Source organism: Terrimonas ferruginea DSM 30193, from assembly GCF_000425585.1.
Lineage (GTDB): Bacteria > Bacteroidota > Bacteroidia > Chitinophagales > Chitinophagaceae > Terrimonas > Terrimonas ferruginea.
The window spans coordinates 169793-186062 of sequence record NZ_AUDS01000015.1; the positions used below are offsets into that span (position 1 = coordinate 169793).

A 16270-nucleotide genomic window follows, 5' to 3' on the forward strand; every position below is an offset into this window, starting at 1 on the left:
TGCAGGAGAAACCGGCCCGGATTTTCGTTCTTTTTAACCATTTTAAGAACCGGCAGCAGCTTCGGTCTTATTGCGTGCCGCACGGTTAAGCCGGATCCGGCGCGCCATGCTCATAAACGTACCAAAGGCCGTAATCACGATCCCACCCCACAACACGCCGATAAAGGGGAACTTGTAAGCCTTCAGGGTGACATACTCCAGTACATTGTCGGACTCCCGTACGCCGATATTGGCTTTACCTCCATTTAAATCGTCCAGGCGCAATATCAATCCTTCCGCCATTACGGTGTCGGGCTCGGCGTAAGACGGCTTGTCAAACGGCTTCACCAGCAGCAGGTTTCTTTTGTAATCACCCTGGCGCGCAAAGGAGTGCACATGCAGGGTGGCCGTATAGGCACTGTCTTTCGGACTCAGTTTGTCCAGCGGAATGTTATCAGCTCCTGCAAGGTCTTCCAGGATGATGTATCCTTTTGAATAAAAGATGGTATCGCCAACGGAACGAACATGGCTTACAAATTTAGACGTATCGGTATTTTTTCCGGGATCGGGCATGGAAGATACATATACGAATACGTCGTGGCTCAGGTAATGACGCGCATCCGGGCTGGACATGAGCGCATTCTCTTTGTCATTGATAAAAGCATCCGGCCATAAGGTGAATTGTTCACCGGTTTCACGCTGACGGAAATCGATGCGGAAATAACGTTGCGTTGGTTTTTTGGGATGCAATGAGTCGCCGCGGTAAGTAACATCGTACTTACCCATTTTCATGGTCATGCCTTTGACAAGCGTCAGGTTTTCTCCGGGTTTCTGGTCGCTCTTTTCCCCAAAGGAAACCGCAATGCCGCTGGTATTATAAGAAAGCACTTCTTTTTTCGCGGAGGACAACAGAATGCCCAGCAATACCAGGCCAAAACCGAGGTGCGCCACAGAACCGCCGCTCAGGTTCAGTTTGCCGCGCATGCCGATCCAGATATAACCGGCGTTGGCGATGATGGCATAAACACTGGCGGCCACGGCCAGCCAGATCTCCATCTCGAAGCCTAACCCTTTTTGAGTATAGTTAACCTTGCCAAACGCCAGCACCAATGCCGAAGCAATAATGGAAAGAATAAGCGGCAGGGCCATTTTCTTCCAGAACATTTTCGTGGGTGTATTGCGATAGCGGAGGTATTGCGTTGCGCCTGTCAATAAGCCGATGATAACGGCTACCAGCACCTGTATCTGGTTATAACTGTATTCCACATCTTCCGGTGCGGCGGTATTGATGCCGAATAATTTATTGAAAACCGGCAGCGAGGTTTTAAAAATGATCACCATCGCCGAGAGGAAAAATACCAGCGAACCGATGAACATCCAAAATTCGCGCGAAGAACCTTCTTCCTCTTTTTTCACGGAAGGCACCTGCTGGAAAACAAAAACCATGAAAGTGATCACGCCGCCAAGCATCGCAATCAAAGGCAGCCAGCTAATGTTGAGGAAATAGCAGGCAAGTCCCAGTACCGCCGCCGAGAATAAGGTAATGATGCGTTTATTAAACGTATTGGCTGCCAGGATCGGCGCGAGCCATACAAATCCGTAAAGAAAAAGGAACAGTTGAACGTTCATGCCCAGGTCAGTGAAGGCGTGAACAGATGATTCACCGAGAATGCCACTGCGCGTCAGGAACGTGGAGTAGAGCACAAAGATGAAGGTGAGGACGAGGAACAGATAAGTTGAACGCAGCGAGTAGCCGCTGTGTTTGTAGATCAATAAAGTGTGAATGCCCGCGGCCAATATCAGCCATGGCACGAGCGAAGCGTTTTCTACAGGGTCCCAGGCCCAGTAGCCGCCGAAATTGAGCGATTCGTAAGCCCACCAGGCGCCCATCATAATACCAACACCAAACACGGCGAGGGAGAAAAGCGCCCAGGGCAAAGCCTGGTTGATCCACTCGCTGATCCGGCGTGTCCACAAACCGGCCAATGCAAAAGCAAAGGGAATGAGGGTAGAGGCAAACCCAAGGAACAGCACGGGTGGGTGGATCACCATCCATCTGTTTTGCAGCAAAGGGTTGAGACCATTACCGTCCACGATGTGCGACAGATAGTTGTTCATGATCGGACCGGAGAGGTCGCCATTAACACGGAAGTCTGGGTTATTGAGAAAGCCTTCGGTATCGCGCAGGAGGATGAACGGGTTGGTGCCGATCTTGCTGCCGAAGAAAAAGATACCAAGCACCATGGTCGCCAGCGCGAACTGCGCGCCGCTGATGATGGTCATGACGGAAGACTCCCAGGACTTCGCGGTTTTGATCACTACCAATCCCAGCAGGCAATGCCAGAATGACCAGAGCAGAAAACTACCTTCCTGTCCTTCCCAAAAGCAGGCGAGGAGGTATTTAAACTCCAGGGAGAGATTGCTGTGTTTCCAGGCGTAATAATATTCGAAACGGTGATTGTGAATAATGTAAAACAGGATGGCGAAAATGGAAATAACCGAAATGACTTCGGTGATAAAAGCTCCACGGGCGAGCGTGCGCCAGGGCGAAAAAGTGGTACCGGGATTCAGGCGTACCGTGCGCACGTCCATAAAATAGGCGATGGTCGCTACCAATGATGCTACGAGGGACAGAATAATAAAGAAATGACCTAGCTGTCCCGGAAGCAGGTACTCGCCAATGTATTTTTCCATGTCAACTTATTTGGACAGTTCGCTGATCGTACGTGTGGAGGCGGGCTGCGCTCCGTTTGAACCGGCCTGGGTGGTTTGCGTATTGTTGCTACCCGCTTCTTCCTTGTATTTGGACGGGCATTTTGTTTGGATGTTGCTGCACTCGAAAACGCCGTTTACATACTTACCTTTCATAACCAGCCGGGGGGCCTGTTCAAAGTTTTCGGGCTTGGGGTTGTTGTAAATGACTTTTACTTTTTCACCGAGGGTATCGATAGCGGTAAAGCTCAGGAAGTTGGGGTTGTTGATGGCATCGTACTGGAGAGGCGAACCTTTGTCCCAACTGGCCATCAGGTGCACGAACTTACCGGGTTTGGATCTGGCAGTGGCTACGGTATCGTAGGTAGAGGTGGCCTGGAGGAAGCTAACCAAAACGGCAACTGCTGCGGCAATTGCGACAAGCAAAATAATGTGGATCTTTTTCATGCGCCCCTTTTCTATTAAATGTGCGGCAAAATTACGTCAAAAATTGGTCATATACCGCCTCCTTAACAAGCTGTGGATGCTTTTGTTGGGAAAAAGACAAAATAAATCCCGGCAGAAGGGCTGCCGGGATTTTTGGGAAGCGATTATACTGATTCTTGATAAGTCATCGTGCATGTTGCCAGCAATATCCGCCCGCGCGGGGACTTCGCTTGCACCTGGTTTTTTTCCTGGTAATCGCCAGGCAGGTAGTATTATTCGCTGCCGTTTTAGTACTGGTTGTTCTTTTGTTTTGATTGCCTTTACACAGTGTATCTGCAGTGCATTTTCCAAAATGGCTTGAAATGGTGTCCGTGTCTGCATCAATCTCTTTGATGCGCCCGGACCCCGGACGTTCCAGGCAACCCGCAATAAACAATAGGCAAAACAAGAACATGCCTGGAACTGCCGGTTTCAAAATTTTCATTGAAGAGGTTTGCTTTAAAAATAAGCACATACACTATTTTTGAAAAGACCCCTGCCTGCCGTAAAAACTGCGTGTGCAGGCGAAGACAGCCTTAAATCCGCTACTGACAATACTTATGAGAAAATGAGGGTCTGTCCGCGGATCGCTTTCGACAACGAAAGAAGGGGAATTTTCCCCGTCACCCCTTATCTTTGACCCCTAACAAACAACCGATTGTATGCAATTTGAACTGACCGAAGAGCAACGCATGATCCAACAGGCTGCCCGTGATTTCGCCCGCCAGGAATGCCTTCCGGGTGTGATCGAAAGAGACGAGAAACAGCTTTTCCCCCGCGAACAATTGAGCAAACTCGCCGACCTCGGATTCCTGGGAATGATGGTCGAGGAAAAATATGGTGGGGCCGGTCTGGATACGGTCAGTTACGTCCTGGCCATGGAAGAAATTTCCAAAATCGATGCAAGCGTGAGCGTGGCCATGAGCGTCAACAACAGCCTGGTTTGTTACGGCCTGCAGCAATACGGATCGGAAGAACAGAAACAGCAATACCTCGTTCCCCTGGCCCAGGGCAAGAAGGACGGTGAATTATATATTGGCGCATTCATGCTCAGTGAACCTGAAGCAGGCAGCGATGCCACCAGCCAGCGTACAACGGCTGAAGACATGGGCGATCACTATCTGCTGAATGGCACCAAAAACTGGATCACCAACGGCGGCTCGGCTTCCGTATACCTGGTTATTGCGCAAACGGATGCCAGCAAAGGATCAAAAGGCATCAACGTGCTCATCGTTGAAAAAAACTGGCCCGGGGTAACCGTTGCCGCCAAAGAAAACAAACTCGGTATCCGCGGAAGCGATACCCATACCGTGATGTTCACGGACGTAAAAGTGCCGAAAGAAAACCGTATCGGTGACGATGGATTCGGATTCACTTTTGCGATGAAGACATTGGCCGGTGGCCGCATCGGCATTGCTTCGCAGGCACTCGGCATTGCCAGTGGCGCTTACGAACTTGCACGCGAATATGCCAAAACCCGCAAAGCATTCGGCACTGAGATCATGAATCACCAGGCCATCGCATTCAAACTGGCAGATATGGCTACACGCATCGAAGCGTCGCGTTTGCTTTGCCTGAAAGCTGCATGGGAAAAAGACGAGAAAATCGATTACACCCTGAGCTCGTCGATGGCCAAAGTATTTTCTTCCGAAACGGCCATGTGGACGACCGTTGAAGCCGTACAGATTCATGGTGGTTATGGTTATGTAAAAGAATACCATGTGGAAAGGCTGATGCGTGATGCCAAGATCACCCAGATTTATGAAGGCACCAGTGAAGTGCAGCGGATTGTTATCAGCCGTTCGATCCTCAAGGGGAAATGAGGTGTTAGGTAATAAGTATTAGGTATTAAGTAATAGGTAGTAACAATCCACCATTGACGATTCACGATTGACCATTCACTCTTTTTGAATTTTGACTTTAAATCTCGCACAATATCAACACCTCGCCGAAGAGCTCGCTCCGAAAAACGTAACCCTCGTGGCGGTGTCTAAAACCAAACCGGTTGAAGACATCAAAGTCCTCTATGATGCAGGCCAACGGGATTTCGGCGAAAATTATGTACAGGAACTGCTGGAGAAACAACCTGTGCTTCCCTCAGATATACGCTGGCATTTTATCGGTCATTTACAGCGGAATAAAGTGCGCTCCATCGCGCCTTTTGTACACTTGATTCATGGTGTGGACAGTTACCGTCTTTTAAATGAAATTCATAAAGAAGCGCTCAGAGCGGGACGGCAGATTGATTGCCTGTTGCAAATGCATATTGCCAATGAAGAAACGAAATTTGGCCTGGACGCGGCTGAATTGGCAGCACTATGGGCACAAACAACAGCCCAGCCACTCACGGGAGTACGCATCAGGGGGATGATGGGCATGGCATCTTTTACCGATAACCTGGCCGTTGTAAGAGCGGAATTCCAGCATCTGCACAGTCTGTTTGTGCAATACCAATCCCTCGCCGGTTATGCGGCATTTGATACCCTTTCGATGGGGATGAGCGCTGATTTCAGAATTGCGGTAGAAAGCGGCAGCACACTGGTACGTGTAGGCAGCCTGCTGTTCGGCGCACGTTAATAACAACTATTAACTGCCGCGCTGCGAACCTGTATTGGCTTGCTTGGAAACAAAACCAGAAGCGGGTTTCTGAATAAATTTCGAACCCTGCGGACCTGAGCCTGCTTTCTTCTTATCGGCCTTCTTCTTATCCTTTCCTTTTTGCTGATTCAATAACGACATAACGACTGTTTGTCTCTAAAATTAAGAAAGAGACGACAAGCGGTAAAATATTTTTATTATTTTACTTTCAGAAAATATTGAAAACATAGAATTGTTGATTAGTTTTGTGCAACAATTCGCTTATGAACACGCTTACCTACCTGCTGTATCTGTTGATAACCGGTGCGGTTACGATCAGGGCCGGTTGGTTGTTTTATCACCACGGCCGCCTTTACATCCTCCGGTTGTTACATGGCGATGAATCACTCACAAATTTCATCAACAAGGCATTACTCACCGGTTATTACCTGTTGAACCTTGGTCATCTTGCCCTGACCTTACGTAGCTGGCCGGCCATTCATACGGTACCACAGATGATCGGCTATATCGCTTTCAGAAGCGGTGGTATTTTTCTTCTGCTCGGCATCATACATTTTTTGAATATGGGCGCGATCTACCTGATCGGCCTTCGTAAACAATCTATTTCTTCAACCTAAATCTCCGGTTATGGGACACTCTTTTCATGTTACCGCCTACCTCATCTATCTTCCCGTTGCTTTACTGCTCACCTGGTACGTGGCACGCACCCTTTTTCGCAACAGCCGTGTATTTATGCTCGATATTTTCAATGGCCGCGCAGATATTGCGCTTTCTACCAACCGGCTTTTTGAAACAGGGTTTTACCTGCTCAACATGGGCTTCGCTCTGTGGATTTTGCATATAAGGGGCGAAATTCTTACCGGTAGGGAAATGACAGAAGTGCTCAGTTATAAACTTGGCGGCTTCAGCATTTACCTGGGCTGTATGCTGTTTCTCAATCTTTACATGTTCTTCCGTGGCCGCCGCATAGCCCGTCAACGCGCGCGCCTGCACGAAGCCGTAACGGTTATTAACGAAGAGAAATAAAAAAGGGCCATGGGCCCTTTTTTATGAATTTGATAATTTGAAGATTTGATAATTTGAAAATTAAAACCATTATCGTCAAATTTTCAAATTGTTCCTAAAAAATCCTCAAGATCCTTATTCAATTCATCGCGATGGGTGATGAACAATCCATGCGGAGCGCCGGGATATACTTTATACACCGAACCGGATACAGCTTTCGCCGTTTGTTCACTCGTAATATCGTGCGGAACAATCTTGTCGTCGTCACCATGAATGATTAACGTGGGTACTTTTATGGCGGATAGTTCACTGCGGAAATCCGTTGCAGAAAAGGAGCCGACGCAATCGATAGTGGCCTTGGGAGATGCAGGCAAGGTCAATGAATGTGCCCAATCGAGCAGCGGCTGGCTCACCGGATGATGCAACAGGGTTTCCCCGAAAAAGTCTTTACCAAATCCGGTCAGGAACGCCGGACGGTCGTCAATAATCTTTTCAATAAACCCATCAAATACCGATTGATCGATCCCTTCGGGATGATCGGCGGTTTTTAATAAGAATGGAATGATGGAAGAGATGAGTGCAATCTTTTTCACACGCGCCGCATTATGACGGCTGCAGTATCTTACCACTTCGCCTCCGCCCATCGAGAAGCCAACAAGCGTCACATCCTGCAGGTCCAGTGTGTCGAGCACCAGCTTCAGATCGTCTGCCAGATGATTATAGTCATAACCACTCCAGGGTTTGAAAGATTGCCCGAAACCACGACGGTCATAGGCTATCACCCTGTATCCCTTGGCTGCAAAATGCAGTAACTGGTTTTCCCACATGCGATGGCTGGATGGCCAACCATGTATAAAAACGACTGGTTTTCCTTCTCCCCAGTCTTCGTAATAAAGTTTTACGGGATCACGCCCGCCGGCAGATTCTATAAAAGGCATAAAGTATTGTTTGTGTTTAGGAAACAAATAACCTGCCACCGGGCAGTTGTAACCGGTGCCTGTGGTTACTATACCTCCCGTGTAGTAGTTATTGTGGGGATAAATCTTCCCAAATCCCCATCGGAATGCCTGTAACACAACAGGTATTGTTTTTGCAAGGTCTTTTCTGTCCTTTTTCAACAAATTCTAAAACCATGTTTATGCATTCAGCTTTCTCTCTCCGCAGACTTGCTCTCGTTGTAATGGCCACAGGCAGTGCCTGGCTGGTAGCTTGCAACAACGACGCAGACAACAAGGATAAAAAAGAAGATTCACTGGCTACTTCTCCGGATACTGCCAGTCACATGCAACACAACCCTTCCGGTCCTGAAGCACCGATGGCGATGGTGAAACATGCGGAAGTAACAATAGAAGCCACTTATCCCGATACCACTTTAACCGGTTCGGCCAAGTTTGATGCGGACAACGGTAAAGTAAAAATGGTACTCGATATCACCGTTCCCTCCAAAGCGAATAAAAGTGTAGCCGTTCACCTGCATCAACACGGCGATTGCGGCGATCATGGTAATATGAGCCACGGTCACTGGAACCCGACCAATGTTAAACACGGTAAATGGGGCGAAGGTGAATACCACCTCGGCGATATCGGCAACGTGAAGCTCGACGGTAAAGGCAAAGGTTCCATCACCGTAGAAACAGACCGCTGGACATTGGGTGGCGATACAACCTCCAATATTCTGGGCAAAGCATTGATCGTTCACGGTGGTGTGGATGATTATAAAACCCAGCCCACAGGTAATGCGGGTGGTCGTATCGGCTGTGGCGTGATACGGTAAGGATGTAATCTGTCAGCAAACAGTAAATAGAGCAGGCCGTTCGTTGGGAACGGCCGCTTTGTTTTATGCGATGAAGGAGTCGTCAATCGTGAATCGTCAATGGTGAATCGTCAATGGTGAATGGTCAATGACCATCTGTGTAAATCAACCTGGAACGCATTGAACCTTCATCAGACTCGTAATGTTTATGAAAATACGCGACAAGGGGCGGATTCACGATTGACGATTGACGATTCACCATTCACCCTTTGGGTACGATCATCTTTAACGCCTTCGGCTGAATAACCGCTTCCACGGTATTTGTTTTACCACGATATTCACCGTCTACCTGGAAATGCGCTTTGTGCCGCGACCGGATCTCAATCGCTTTTGCCTGGAAAAATTCCGTCTTCGCAGGATCGAAGTTTTTATGAGTGAAACGCATTTTGAATATTTCGGTAAAAGAGATTTTGCGGATCACCACCACTTCAAAACGTTCGTCGTATAAACTGCCTTCGGGATTAATCATTACACCGTTTCCGTATTGGGTGGCATTCGCTATTACTACCATCGCGGCTCTTCTTACTACTTCTTCCTTGTCAGTGGTCAGCTTTATTTCCATGTATTTCGTTTGCCACAATACTTTCCAGGCTGCTTTTACATAACCCCATTGCCCGCGTTTTTTCTCTTCGTCGAATTTTTTTATCACAAAAGCATTGAAGCCGATATCGGCCAGGTGAATACAAAGTTCTCCATTCACTTTTGTCAGGTGGATGGGCTTTATTTCGCCTTCGATCAAGGTGTGCAATGCCTGCTCAGGATCTGCAGGTATTCCCAGTTCCGTTGCCATGCCATTGGCTGAGCCGGCAGGGAGAATGCCCACGGGCGTGTCGGTGCCGTGTACGCATTCCGCTACGAGTTTCAGTGTACCGTCGCCGCCAACGGCAATTACGCGGTCGGCTTTCGCCTCCCTGATCACCGTGCAGATCTGCTCCGGATCACAAGGGTTGGGAAATGGATAGAGATGGATTTCATACTCTTTACGGGAAGAAAAAAAAGTCCTGATGGCTTCTTCCCAGTCCGTATCGCTATTTCCGGCACCCGGGTTGATAATAAATAGTAAACGAATAGTTGCTGGTGACATATGCTAAACATACATCGTCCGTTTCTGACCGTGTACGTTCGCCTAAGGCGCACGTCAAGATTTACCACGGTTTTGGCCATACACATGATATGACCATCTTCGGACATGTTTTCAACCATTCAACCAAATATGCTGCCAGTCATGTGCGCAATCCTTTACGTAATATGTGGAGAATGTTGCGCCTTTTTTTCGTGCGGCCACTTCCCGGTATAAAAGTGATGTTGCAATGGAATAAAAAGGTTATTTCGTCGCTGACGGAAACGGATGGTTTTTTCCGCATAGACTGGAAATCTGATACAGAAGTAGATGCAGGATGGCACCAGGTGATGGTTAAAGCCGGCGACGATGCCGGCGGGATAGTGGGGCAGGGGTTGGTTTTTGTTCCCCACAAAACACAATTCGGTTTTATTTCAGACATCGACGATACCATCATGGTGTCGCATTCCGGTACGGTATGGCAGCGCATGAAAACATTATTGTTTAATAGTCCGCATACGCGCAAAATATTCCCCGATGTTGCGCTGCACTATTCCATGTTATCGGCTGCCCATACCATACCGGAAGCACCCAATCCTTTCTTCTATGTATCGAGCAGTGAGTGGAATCTTTATGATTACCTCGTGGATGTTTTCCGTTTCAGAAAACTACCGGAAGGGGCTTTCCTGCTGAACCAGATCAAGCGGTGGTACGCAATCATCAAAACAGGGAAGACAAAACATCAGGGGAAGTTGTTACGTATCGCCAGGATATTCGAGGCTTTCCCCAATCAGCGGTTTGTTTTACTGGGTGATAACTCCCAAAGTGATCCGGATATTTATTTCAAACTGGCTGAAAAATACGGATCGCGTGTGCACGCGGTTTATATACGTGTGGTCAACAGCCGACGCTTGCCTGTAACGGAGCAAACATTGCAATCGCTCGAAGAAAAAGGAATAAAAGTGTGTTTGTTTACGCACAGTGCGGAGGCAATTGCTCATTCGCGTGCAATAGGTCTTATCGTATAAGTTATCAATTAGTTAAGGCAAGGTAATACGAGGCAGGAGATAACTTTTAAGTGTTAAAAAAGACCTGAAATAACTTGTTGTTTCTGAAAATTTTCTGTCATAATCTGCTTCTTCTTTAACAATCCCCGTTCTCCCGGCACAGTTTTTTCAAAGGTTAGGGTATAAAACGATTTTTTATGAAACCTTCAAAAACACCCCTCATGAAAAGAACATTACTCATCGTTACGCTCGCGGTGGGTGTTGCAGCATGTAACACCAAATCGAAGCCGGACGATCAGACAGCCGGTGCGGTTAAATATGCCGACACCGTAGGTTTTGCAGATTTCCAACGTTGGAAAATGCTTAACGAGTTAAAAGAATCTGAAGCTTATTATAACCAGCAACAGCAGGCAGCAGCTCCCGCTGCGCGTCGTACGACTACCAGCAAAAGTTCTGCAGGTACGGCTGCTCCCGTAGCATCTAATTCAACCGCTACCACAAAGAAAAAGGGTTGGAGCAAAGCAGCGAAAGGTGCCGTAATCGGTACGGCTACCGGTGCTGCAACAGGTGCCATCGTCAATAAAAAGAACCGTGCAGCCGGTGGTGTAATCGGTGGTGTGGTTGGTGCAGGTGTTGGTTACCTGATCGGCCGCGACATGGATAAAAAAGACGGACGTTATTAATCATATACTATCATCCATTCCAATGGAACCAGGCCCCCGCATCACGCGGGGGCTTTTTGTTGCACAAATTGCAGTATCTTGATCGTTCACTTACGACGAACGAAAAATTTGCCATTATGAAAGCAGGTATGCAAACCCTGTCGAAGCGCCGCTTGCTGCTCGGACTATTTATCATTTTTGTGATCATGCTGCTGAATAACTTTTCCAGCAGAAAAAGTTATCTCGATCTGGAAGAAAACATGACCTCTATCTATCATGACCGCCTCATGCCCGCTACTTATTTATTCCGGTTAAATGACCTGCTTTACCAGAAACAGTTATTTCATTTATCGGAGGGAGCGCTGGTATCTGAACAGATCAACAACTGGAACCGGCAGATGGATTCCATTATCCACGCTTATGAGAAGACTTATCTCACTACAACGGAAACGCGTTATTGGAAGGATTTCAGGCAACACCTGGATGCATACAATGCATTGGAAAAGTCCGCAAAAGCGGCGAATACACGGGAAGATTTTCTGAATCCATTGAGCGGTGCGCTTACGGCATTGCGTCACCTGAATGAGGTACAGACGACGGAAGGAAATGTATTGCAGCGTGAATCAGAAGTCATCGTCAAACAGTCCGTCGTTAAATTTTACCTGGAAATATCTTTGCTCCTGATACTTTGCATCATGGCGCTGGTGCTCGTGCATTACTCCGGACGTAATATGCATTTCGATTATTCGCGCAATTGATCAATGCGGCAATCGTGAGTCGTGAATGGTCAATAGTCAATAGTGAATGGGAGCAGCCATTGCTGGTGTTAACACCAACAACAGTACTTACTACCTAAAACTTATTACCTTACGCCTTATACCTTATACCTTACGTCTTATTCACTCACAACCGCTTTCACCCACACCAATCTGTGATCGGAAGAGCTTTCTCTTTTTGCTACCCACTGCGCTCCGGGCTGACCGGCAACAGGCCACCATACACCGGAACCTATTACTTTAAAACCGTAGGAGGAAGGCAATACATAATCGGCGCGCATACCCCAGAAGGCCGTATGAAAACGCGCATTGGGATTGTTGGGTCTGCTTGCCGCACCACCTTCACTGGCCGGAAAGGGTTGTGTATTGATCAAAGGATTGCGGAGTAAAGAAGCGATTCCCTCCCGGATGGCATCTCCTTCATCGGCTGAAGCATTCTGGTCACCCAGTATCACAAATCGTTGTTTCGCTGTCAGACCACCATGTTTACCGCGGTCATCGTAAATATATTTTGCGTTGCCGGAAATGTAGTCGTTCCAAAAACGGATTTCGTCATGATTGCGTTTGCCGTTGCGGTCTTCCGGTCCGTCGAATGTGGGAGGTGTCGGATGACTGGCCAGAATATGAATAGTGGTATTGCCTACTTTAAGAGGGATGTCCCAGTGCGATTTGGAGGAAAGCGGCATCTGCGCCCAGGCTTCGGGTGTGTACCAGTTAGTGCTGTCGGCTTTTTTAGTGATCAATGCGCCGGGCATGTCTTTCCATAAAAAACGCTGGAATGTTCTGATGGTGGTATCGAAAGGATAGCGCGAGAGCACCGCCATACCGTACTGGCCGGGATAATTACCGAATCCCCAGGCATCCGACCCAACACCCGTTGCTTTTCCATTGTTGTCAAGATCATACGGACTTGGCTGGCCGGTATTCACCGTGGCATAAAAGAAATAAGGATAGTCGATCGCGTCGGGGCCGGTATTGAGATAATGTCGTATAAATGCTCCAACGCCTGAGTCAGGCTCGTTTATATAATCAAATTCGTTTAACAGCAATACATCCGGACGTACGGACTTGATGATGCTGGCAATATTGCGAATCTGCGAATTGGTATCGGTTGCCAGTTGTTGTTGCAGTATGGCTTGAGAAATGCCCGGCGTGCCTCGTCGGACATAGTTCTCGGCCTCCATACTCACATTATACGTAGCAAAAGTAAGCGTGTCTTGTGCGGTCGCACGAAGCGCGACCAGCAACATGGCAAGGAGCACGGTTTTTAACATAGTACAAAAATAAACCGCTTTTGGTTAAAAAGCTTTCTTGCCATTGTTATCTCTTTCCACCAAAGTGCCGGAGAAGGATATGGACTCCCGGTTATAGCTATTGACCCGTATCTGGGAATTGCCGGAATCGGATATGTCGAGAAAAACAGCCTGTATGTCGCGGTTGTCTTTGGGCCGTATTGTAATCTCCCAACCTTTTTTGCTTTTTTTGGCGGTATAATCGTATTGGGTAGACGTAAACATGATACCACTGTTGGCCGGATTGGTTGGCGCAGTATAGGCGCGGCCGAAGTAAGGAAGATAGGAGATGATCGAGTCTGGCGTTACGGTAAAGTCATAATCAGATGTCAGGGAGCGGCCGGGCGTTGGAGGACCGTAACGCGAAGTGACCATCTGTGCCTGCACGACATAATTTTTCCCTTCCACAATTCTTTTTACAGTCGCGGCATCCATGTTTTGCGCAAATGCCGGCGCACTCCACAATAGCATTATCGACAGTAAATATCTCATAACCTTTTTTCTTTTACGGTTCACAAAATATGCCAGCTAACGTGAGGGGATTATTATATTCAGCCGCGTCATTTCCTGTGTCACAACCTGTAAAGCTTCTGCGCGCAAAGCAGTATTTCCCTTTGTCATTACCTGCAGCAGATGCAGGGCTTCACTGAGGTATTTCGGTGCAAAGGATTGGTCACCTGTATGAAGACTCCGGCTGTTGTCCATGATGTCTGCATACTTGATGGTTTGCGCTTCACTGAGGTATTTCGGTGCAAAGGATTGGCCACCTGTATGAAGACTCCGGCTGTTGTCCATGATGTCTGCATACTTGATGGTTTGCGCTTCACTGCTGACGTTTGACAATCGTTCAGCTTCGGCCTGTTTGCGACGTTTCCGGTTCCATCCGGGGTAATTGCTTTTAATGAATTGATCCGTCAATTCCTTTACCCAGCCAAGGATCAGCACGGCATGTTGTGGAGAAGCAATGGCTGAAATCCTTTCTTTCAGTTGTTGCCCGTTCCAGGACGTATCCTCCAATATGTCGTGAAACAGCGCGGCGGCGGTGAGTGATTCATTACCCGAATAGCGCAACACGGTTTCAGCCACGCGTTGCAGATGCCGCCAGTAAGGTGCTTCCTCAAATTGGCGCTTTTGTGATCCATGCGCTTCGACGGCAATCAACTCTGCGCGTTGCAGGAATGCAGACCCGAAAACGGGAATGTAGTCATTCATAGGTTAAACTTAACGAATGGCAATGGAAGTCCTCGTCTCCGCCGCAGTTACTGCGCGGCATTTCTCTGCACAGATCCGGCATGCTTCGGCACAGGCTTTACAATGGTCGTGTTGATGGCGTTCGCATTCGGCCCCGCATTGATCGCAGATATCGGCGCAGAGTGCGGCCATTTCTTTTGCCTGCCGGCCACTTGCGGAAAGGATGGCTGCTGTTGCATCGCAAAGCGTGGCACATTCCATGTCCAATTGGATACAATCTTTCATATGCGCCACATCGTCTTCACGAAGACAGGCGGATGCGCAATGACGACAGGCTGCTACACAGGCAAGGCAGGCATCTATACAGGCCTGGTAAGTGATATTGTTCATGGTAATAAACATTTAAATGAGGAAATAAGACATCAATAAAAAGCGACAAAAAGCATACCCTCATGGGTTTGTGGGCGATTACTGGCTGGTATGGTTTTTGGCCCGTTTGCAGAGAAGCGTATAACTCAATACGTTTGGTATTACTCACCCATTAAATGCTTACATATGGCAACTTCAAAGAAAAAATCAGCAAAGAAAACAGCCTCAAAAGGGGTAAAGAAGGCCGCACCGCGGAAGAAATCAGCCGCCCCTAAGAAAGCCGCCAAGAAAGCAGCGCCGAAAAAGAAAGCAGCTAAGAAAAAATCGATGCCGGGAAAACAGGCGGCTAAAAAGACTGCGACTAAAAAATCAGCAGTAAAGAAAGCGGCTAAAAAAGCTGCGCCAAAGAAGAAGGCTGCACCGAAGAAGAAAACGGCGGTTAAGAAAGCAGCGCCGAAAAAGAAAGCGGCTACGAAGAAAACGGTAAAACGCACAAGTACAGCAGTGGAGGCGCCAATGGCTCCGGCTGTTGAAGAACAAGCGATACCTGCCGGGGGAGGCGAACAGGAAACTAATACCCCGATGCCATCCGTGGATCTTCATGCGCAGGCAAAGGCGACGCAGAAGCATGATCCACGTCAGCATTTGCAATATTCTCCCAAACCAAAAGGTTCGATCAAGCCCTCGGGCAAAAAGCCACTTTGGAACTAAGAGGGTGTATTCACCCTCACCGGCGTGTTATTCACCTGTATTCGGTAAACATTCACCAACAATACTTGGTCTGATCAAAACTTTTGTTAGCTTTGAAACAACCTTATTGTATGGTGAACATTGAAACAGAGTTGGAGACAAGTCTTCAGTTCCTGGACGAAATAGGAATACCTGTTTATACCAGCGACACGCCGGTGGAGGGTTTTCTTGCGGGCCTGGCCATTCGCGATGGCGCCATACATGTTTACTATCCCGATCTTCTTTACCCCGGCGATATACTGCACGAAGCCGGACATATTGCAGTTGTTCCCTCGTCTGAAAGACATTCCCTTAATCAATATACTATTGCTGCCAGAGCTTTCCGTGAAGGAGAGGAGCTGGCGGCTATTGCCTGGTCTTATGCCGCGTGCCGGTATCTTGGTATCGACTCGCGTTTTGTATTCCATGATAACGGTTACAAAGGAGGGGGCAGCAGCCTGGCCGATAATTTTGATAACGGTTATTATTTTGGCGTGCCCTTACTGCAATGGATGGGAATGACCTTTGAAGAAAAACAGGCAGCGGAAAAAAACGTAGAACCCTATCCTGCAATGCAACGATGGTTGCGGGAATAAATTTATAAAAACGAGC

Annotated in this window: 19 protein-coding genes; 10 read left to right on the forward strand and 9 right to left on the reverse strand. The window is 47.9% G+C overall.

Translation table 11 applies throughout. From position 1 onward, the window contains the following. Window positions 1-42: 42 nt before the first annotated feature. Entirely contained in the window at window positions 43-2673 is a 2631-nt protein-coding gene (gene ccsA, locus H608_RS0106150; protein WP_028786904.1) for a cytochrome c biogenesis protein CcsA, read from the reverse strand. Between the two features lie 6 nt (window positions 2674-2679). Continuing rightward, window positions 2680-3138 (reverse strand): cytochrome c maturation protein CcmE domain-containing protein, encoded by a 459-nt coding sequence (locus tag H608_RS21460; protein ID WP_071836920.1) that lies wholly within the window; start codon window positions 3136-3138, stop codon window positions 2680-2682. Window positions 3139-3818: 680 nt separating this feature from the next. Between H608_RS21460 and H608_RS0106165 the strand changes: the two genes are divergently transcribed. Beyond that, on the forward strand, window positions 3819-4979 hold the full coding sequence (locus H608_RS0106165; RefSeq protein WP_028786906.1) for an acyl-CoA dehydrogenase family protein: 1161 nt from the start codon (window positions 3819-3821) through the stop codon (window positions 4977-4979). 91 nt (window positions 4980-5070) lie between these two features. Beyond that, a complete protein-coding gene (locus H608_RS0106170) occupies window positions 5071-5733 on the forward strand; it encodes a YggS family pyridoxal phosphate-dependent enzyme (RefSeq protein WP_028786907.1) in 663 nt (220 codons plus the stop codon). 9 nt (window positions 5734-5742) lie between these two features. Here H608_RS0106170 and H608_RS24560 read toward each other — a convergent pair whose 3' ends face one another. Beyond that, window positions 5743-5895, reverse strand: a complete 153-nt coding sequence (locus H608_RS24560) for a hypothetical protein (RefSeq protein WP_169395515.1) — start codon at window positions 5893-5895, stop codon at window positions 5743-5745. Window positions 5896-6017: 122 nt separating this feature from the next. On the opposite strand from H608_RS24560, the gene H608_RS0106180 reads away from it, so the two are divergent. Both H608_RS0106180 and H608_RS0106185 read left to right on the forward strand, forming a co-directional pair. Continuing rightward, complete coding sequence (locus tag H608_RS0106180) at window positions 6018-6371, forward strand: hypothetical protein (RefSeq protein WP_028786908.1); 354 nt, start codon at window positions 6018-6020, stop codon at window positions 6369-6371. A gap of 10 nt (window positions 6372-6381) precedes the next feature. Further along, window positions 6382-6780, forward strand: a complete 399-nt coding sequence (locus H608_RS0106185; RefSeq protein WP_028786909.1) for a hypothetical protein — start codon at window positions 6382-6384, stop codon at window positions 6778-6780. Window positions 6781-6863: 83 nt separating this feature from the next. On the opposite strand, the gene H608_RS0106190 is transcribed toward H608_RS0106185, so the two are convergent. After that, window positions 6864-7697 (reverse strand): alpha/beta fold hydrolase, encoded by an 834-nt coding sequence (locus H608_RS0106190; protein WP_028786910.1) that lies wholly within the window; start codon window positions 7695-7697, stop codon window positions 6864-6866. 200 nt (window positions 7698-7897) lie between these two features. Here H608_RS0106190 and H608_RS0106195 point away from each other — a divergent pair, with 200 nt between their 5' ends. Then, window positions 7898-8533, forward strand: a complete 636-nt coding sequence (locus H608_RS0106195; RefSeq protein ID WP_038007475.1) for a superoxide dismutase family protein — start codon at window positions 7898-7900, stop codon at window positions 8531-8533. A 241-nt stretch (window positions 8534-8774) separates the two neighbouring features. On the opposite strand, the gene H608_RS0106200 is transcribed toward H608_RS0106195, so the two are convergent. Beyond that, entirely contained in the window at window positions 8775-9656 is an 882-nt protein-coding gene (locus H608_RS0106200) for a diacylglycerol/lipid kinase family protein (RefSeq protein WP_028786912.1), read from the reverse strand. 89 nt (window positions 9657-9745) lie between these two features. Here H608_RS0106200 and H608_RS0106205 point away from each other — a divergent pair, with 89 nt between their 5' ends. From H608_RS0106205 to H608_RS0106215, 3 genes are all read left to right on the forward strand, one after another. Continuing rightward, window positions 9746-10660 (forward strand): App1 family protein phosphatidate phosphatase, encoded by a 915-nt coding sequence (locus tag H608_RS0106205; protein WP_051268087.1) that lies wholly within the window; start codon window positions 9746-9748, stop codon window positions 10658-10660. Window positions 10661-10860: 200 nt separating this feature from the next. Further along, on the forward strand, window positions 10861-11322 hold the full coding sequence (locus H608_RS24010; protein WP_028786913.1) for a glycine zipper domain-containing protein: 462 nt from the start codon (window positions 10861-10863) through the stop codon (window positions 11320-11322). Between the two features lie 116 nt (window positions 11323-11438). Continuing rightward, window positions 11439-12059 carry an MCP four helix bundle domain-containing protein gene (locus tag H608_RS0106215; protein ID WP_155990069.1) on the forward strand — a complete coding sequence of 207 codons (621 nt, stop codon included), beginning with the start codon at window positions 11439-11441 and terminating at the stop codon, window positions 12057-12059. Window positions 12060-12196: 137 nt separating this feature from the next. On the opposite strand, the gene H608_RS0106220 is transcribed toward H608_RS0106215, so the two are convergent. The 4 genes from H608_RS0106220 to H608_RS24015 are packed head-to-tail and all read right to left on the reverse strand — an operon-like array spanning window position 12197 to window position 14950. Further along, complete coding sequence (locus tag H608_RS0106220; protein WP_028786915.1) at window positions 12197-13351, reverse strand: endonuclease/exonuclease/phosphatase family protein; 1155 nt, start codon at window positions 13349-13351, stop codon at window positions 12197-12199. Window positions 13352-13375: 24 nt separating this feature from the next. Beyond that, entirely contained in the window at window positions 13376-13861 is a 486-nt protein-coding gene (locus tag H608_RS0106225) for a DUF4251 domain-containing protein (protein WP_028786916.1), read from the reverse strand. A gap of 36 nt (window positions 13862-13897) precedes the next feature. Next, window positions 13898-14581 (reverse strand): HD domain-containing protein, encoded by a 684-nt coding sequence (locus H608_RS23465; protein WP_051268089.1) that lies wholly within the window; start codon window positions 14579-14581, stop codon window positions 13898-13900. Window positions 14582-14590: 9 nt separating this feature from the next. Continuing rightward, on the reverse strand, window positions 14591-14950 hold the full coding sequence (locus tag H608_RS24015) for a four-helix bundle copper-binding protein (RefSeq protein ID WP_071836925.1): 360 nt from the start codon (window positions 14948-14950) through the stop codon (window positions 14591-14593). A 90-nt stretch (window positions 14951-15040) separates the two neighbouring features. Between H608_RS24015 and H608_RS24620 the strand changes: the two genes are divergently transcribed. Then, entirely contained in the window at window positions 15041-15640 is a 600-nt protein-coding gene (locus tag H608_RS24620) for a hypothetical protein (RefSeq protein WP_211227033.1), read from the forward strand. Between the two features lie 110 nt (window positions 15641-15750). After that, window positions 15751-16254 (forward strand): hypothetical protein, encoded by a 504-nt coding sequence (locus H608_RS0106245; RefSeq protein ID WP_038007396.1) that lies wholly within the window; start codon window positions 15751-15753, stop codon window positions 16252-16254. Window positions 16255-16270 lie beyond the last annotated feature (16 nt).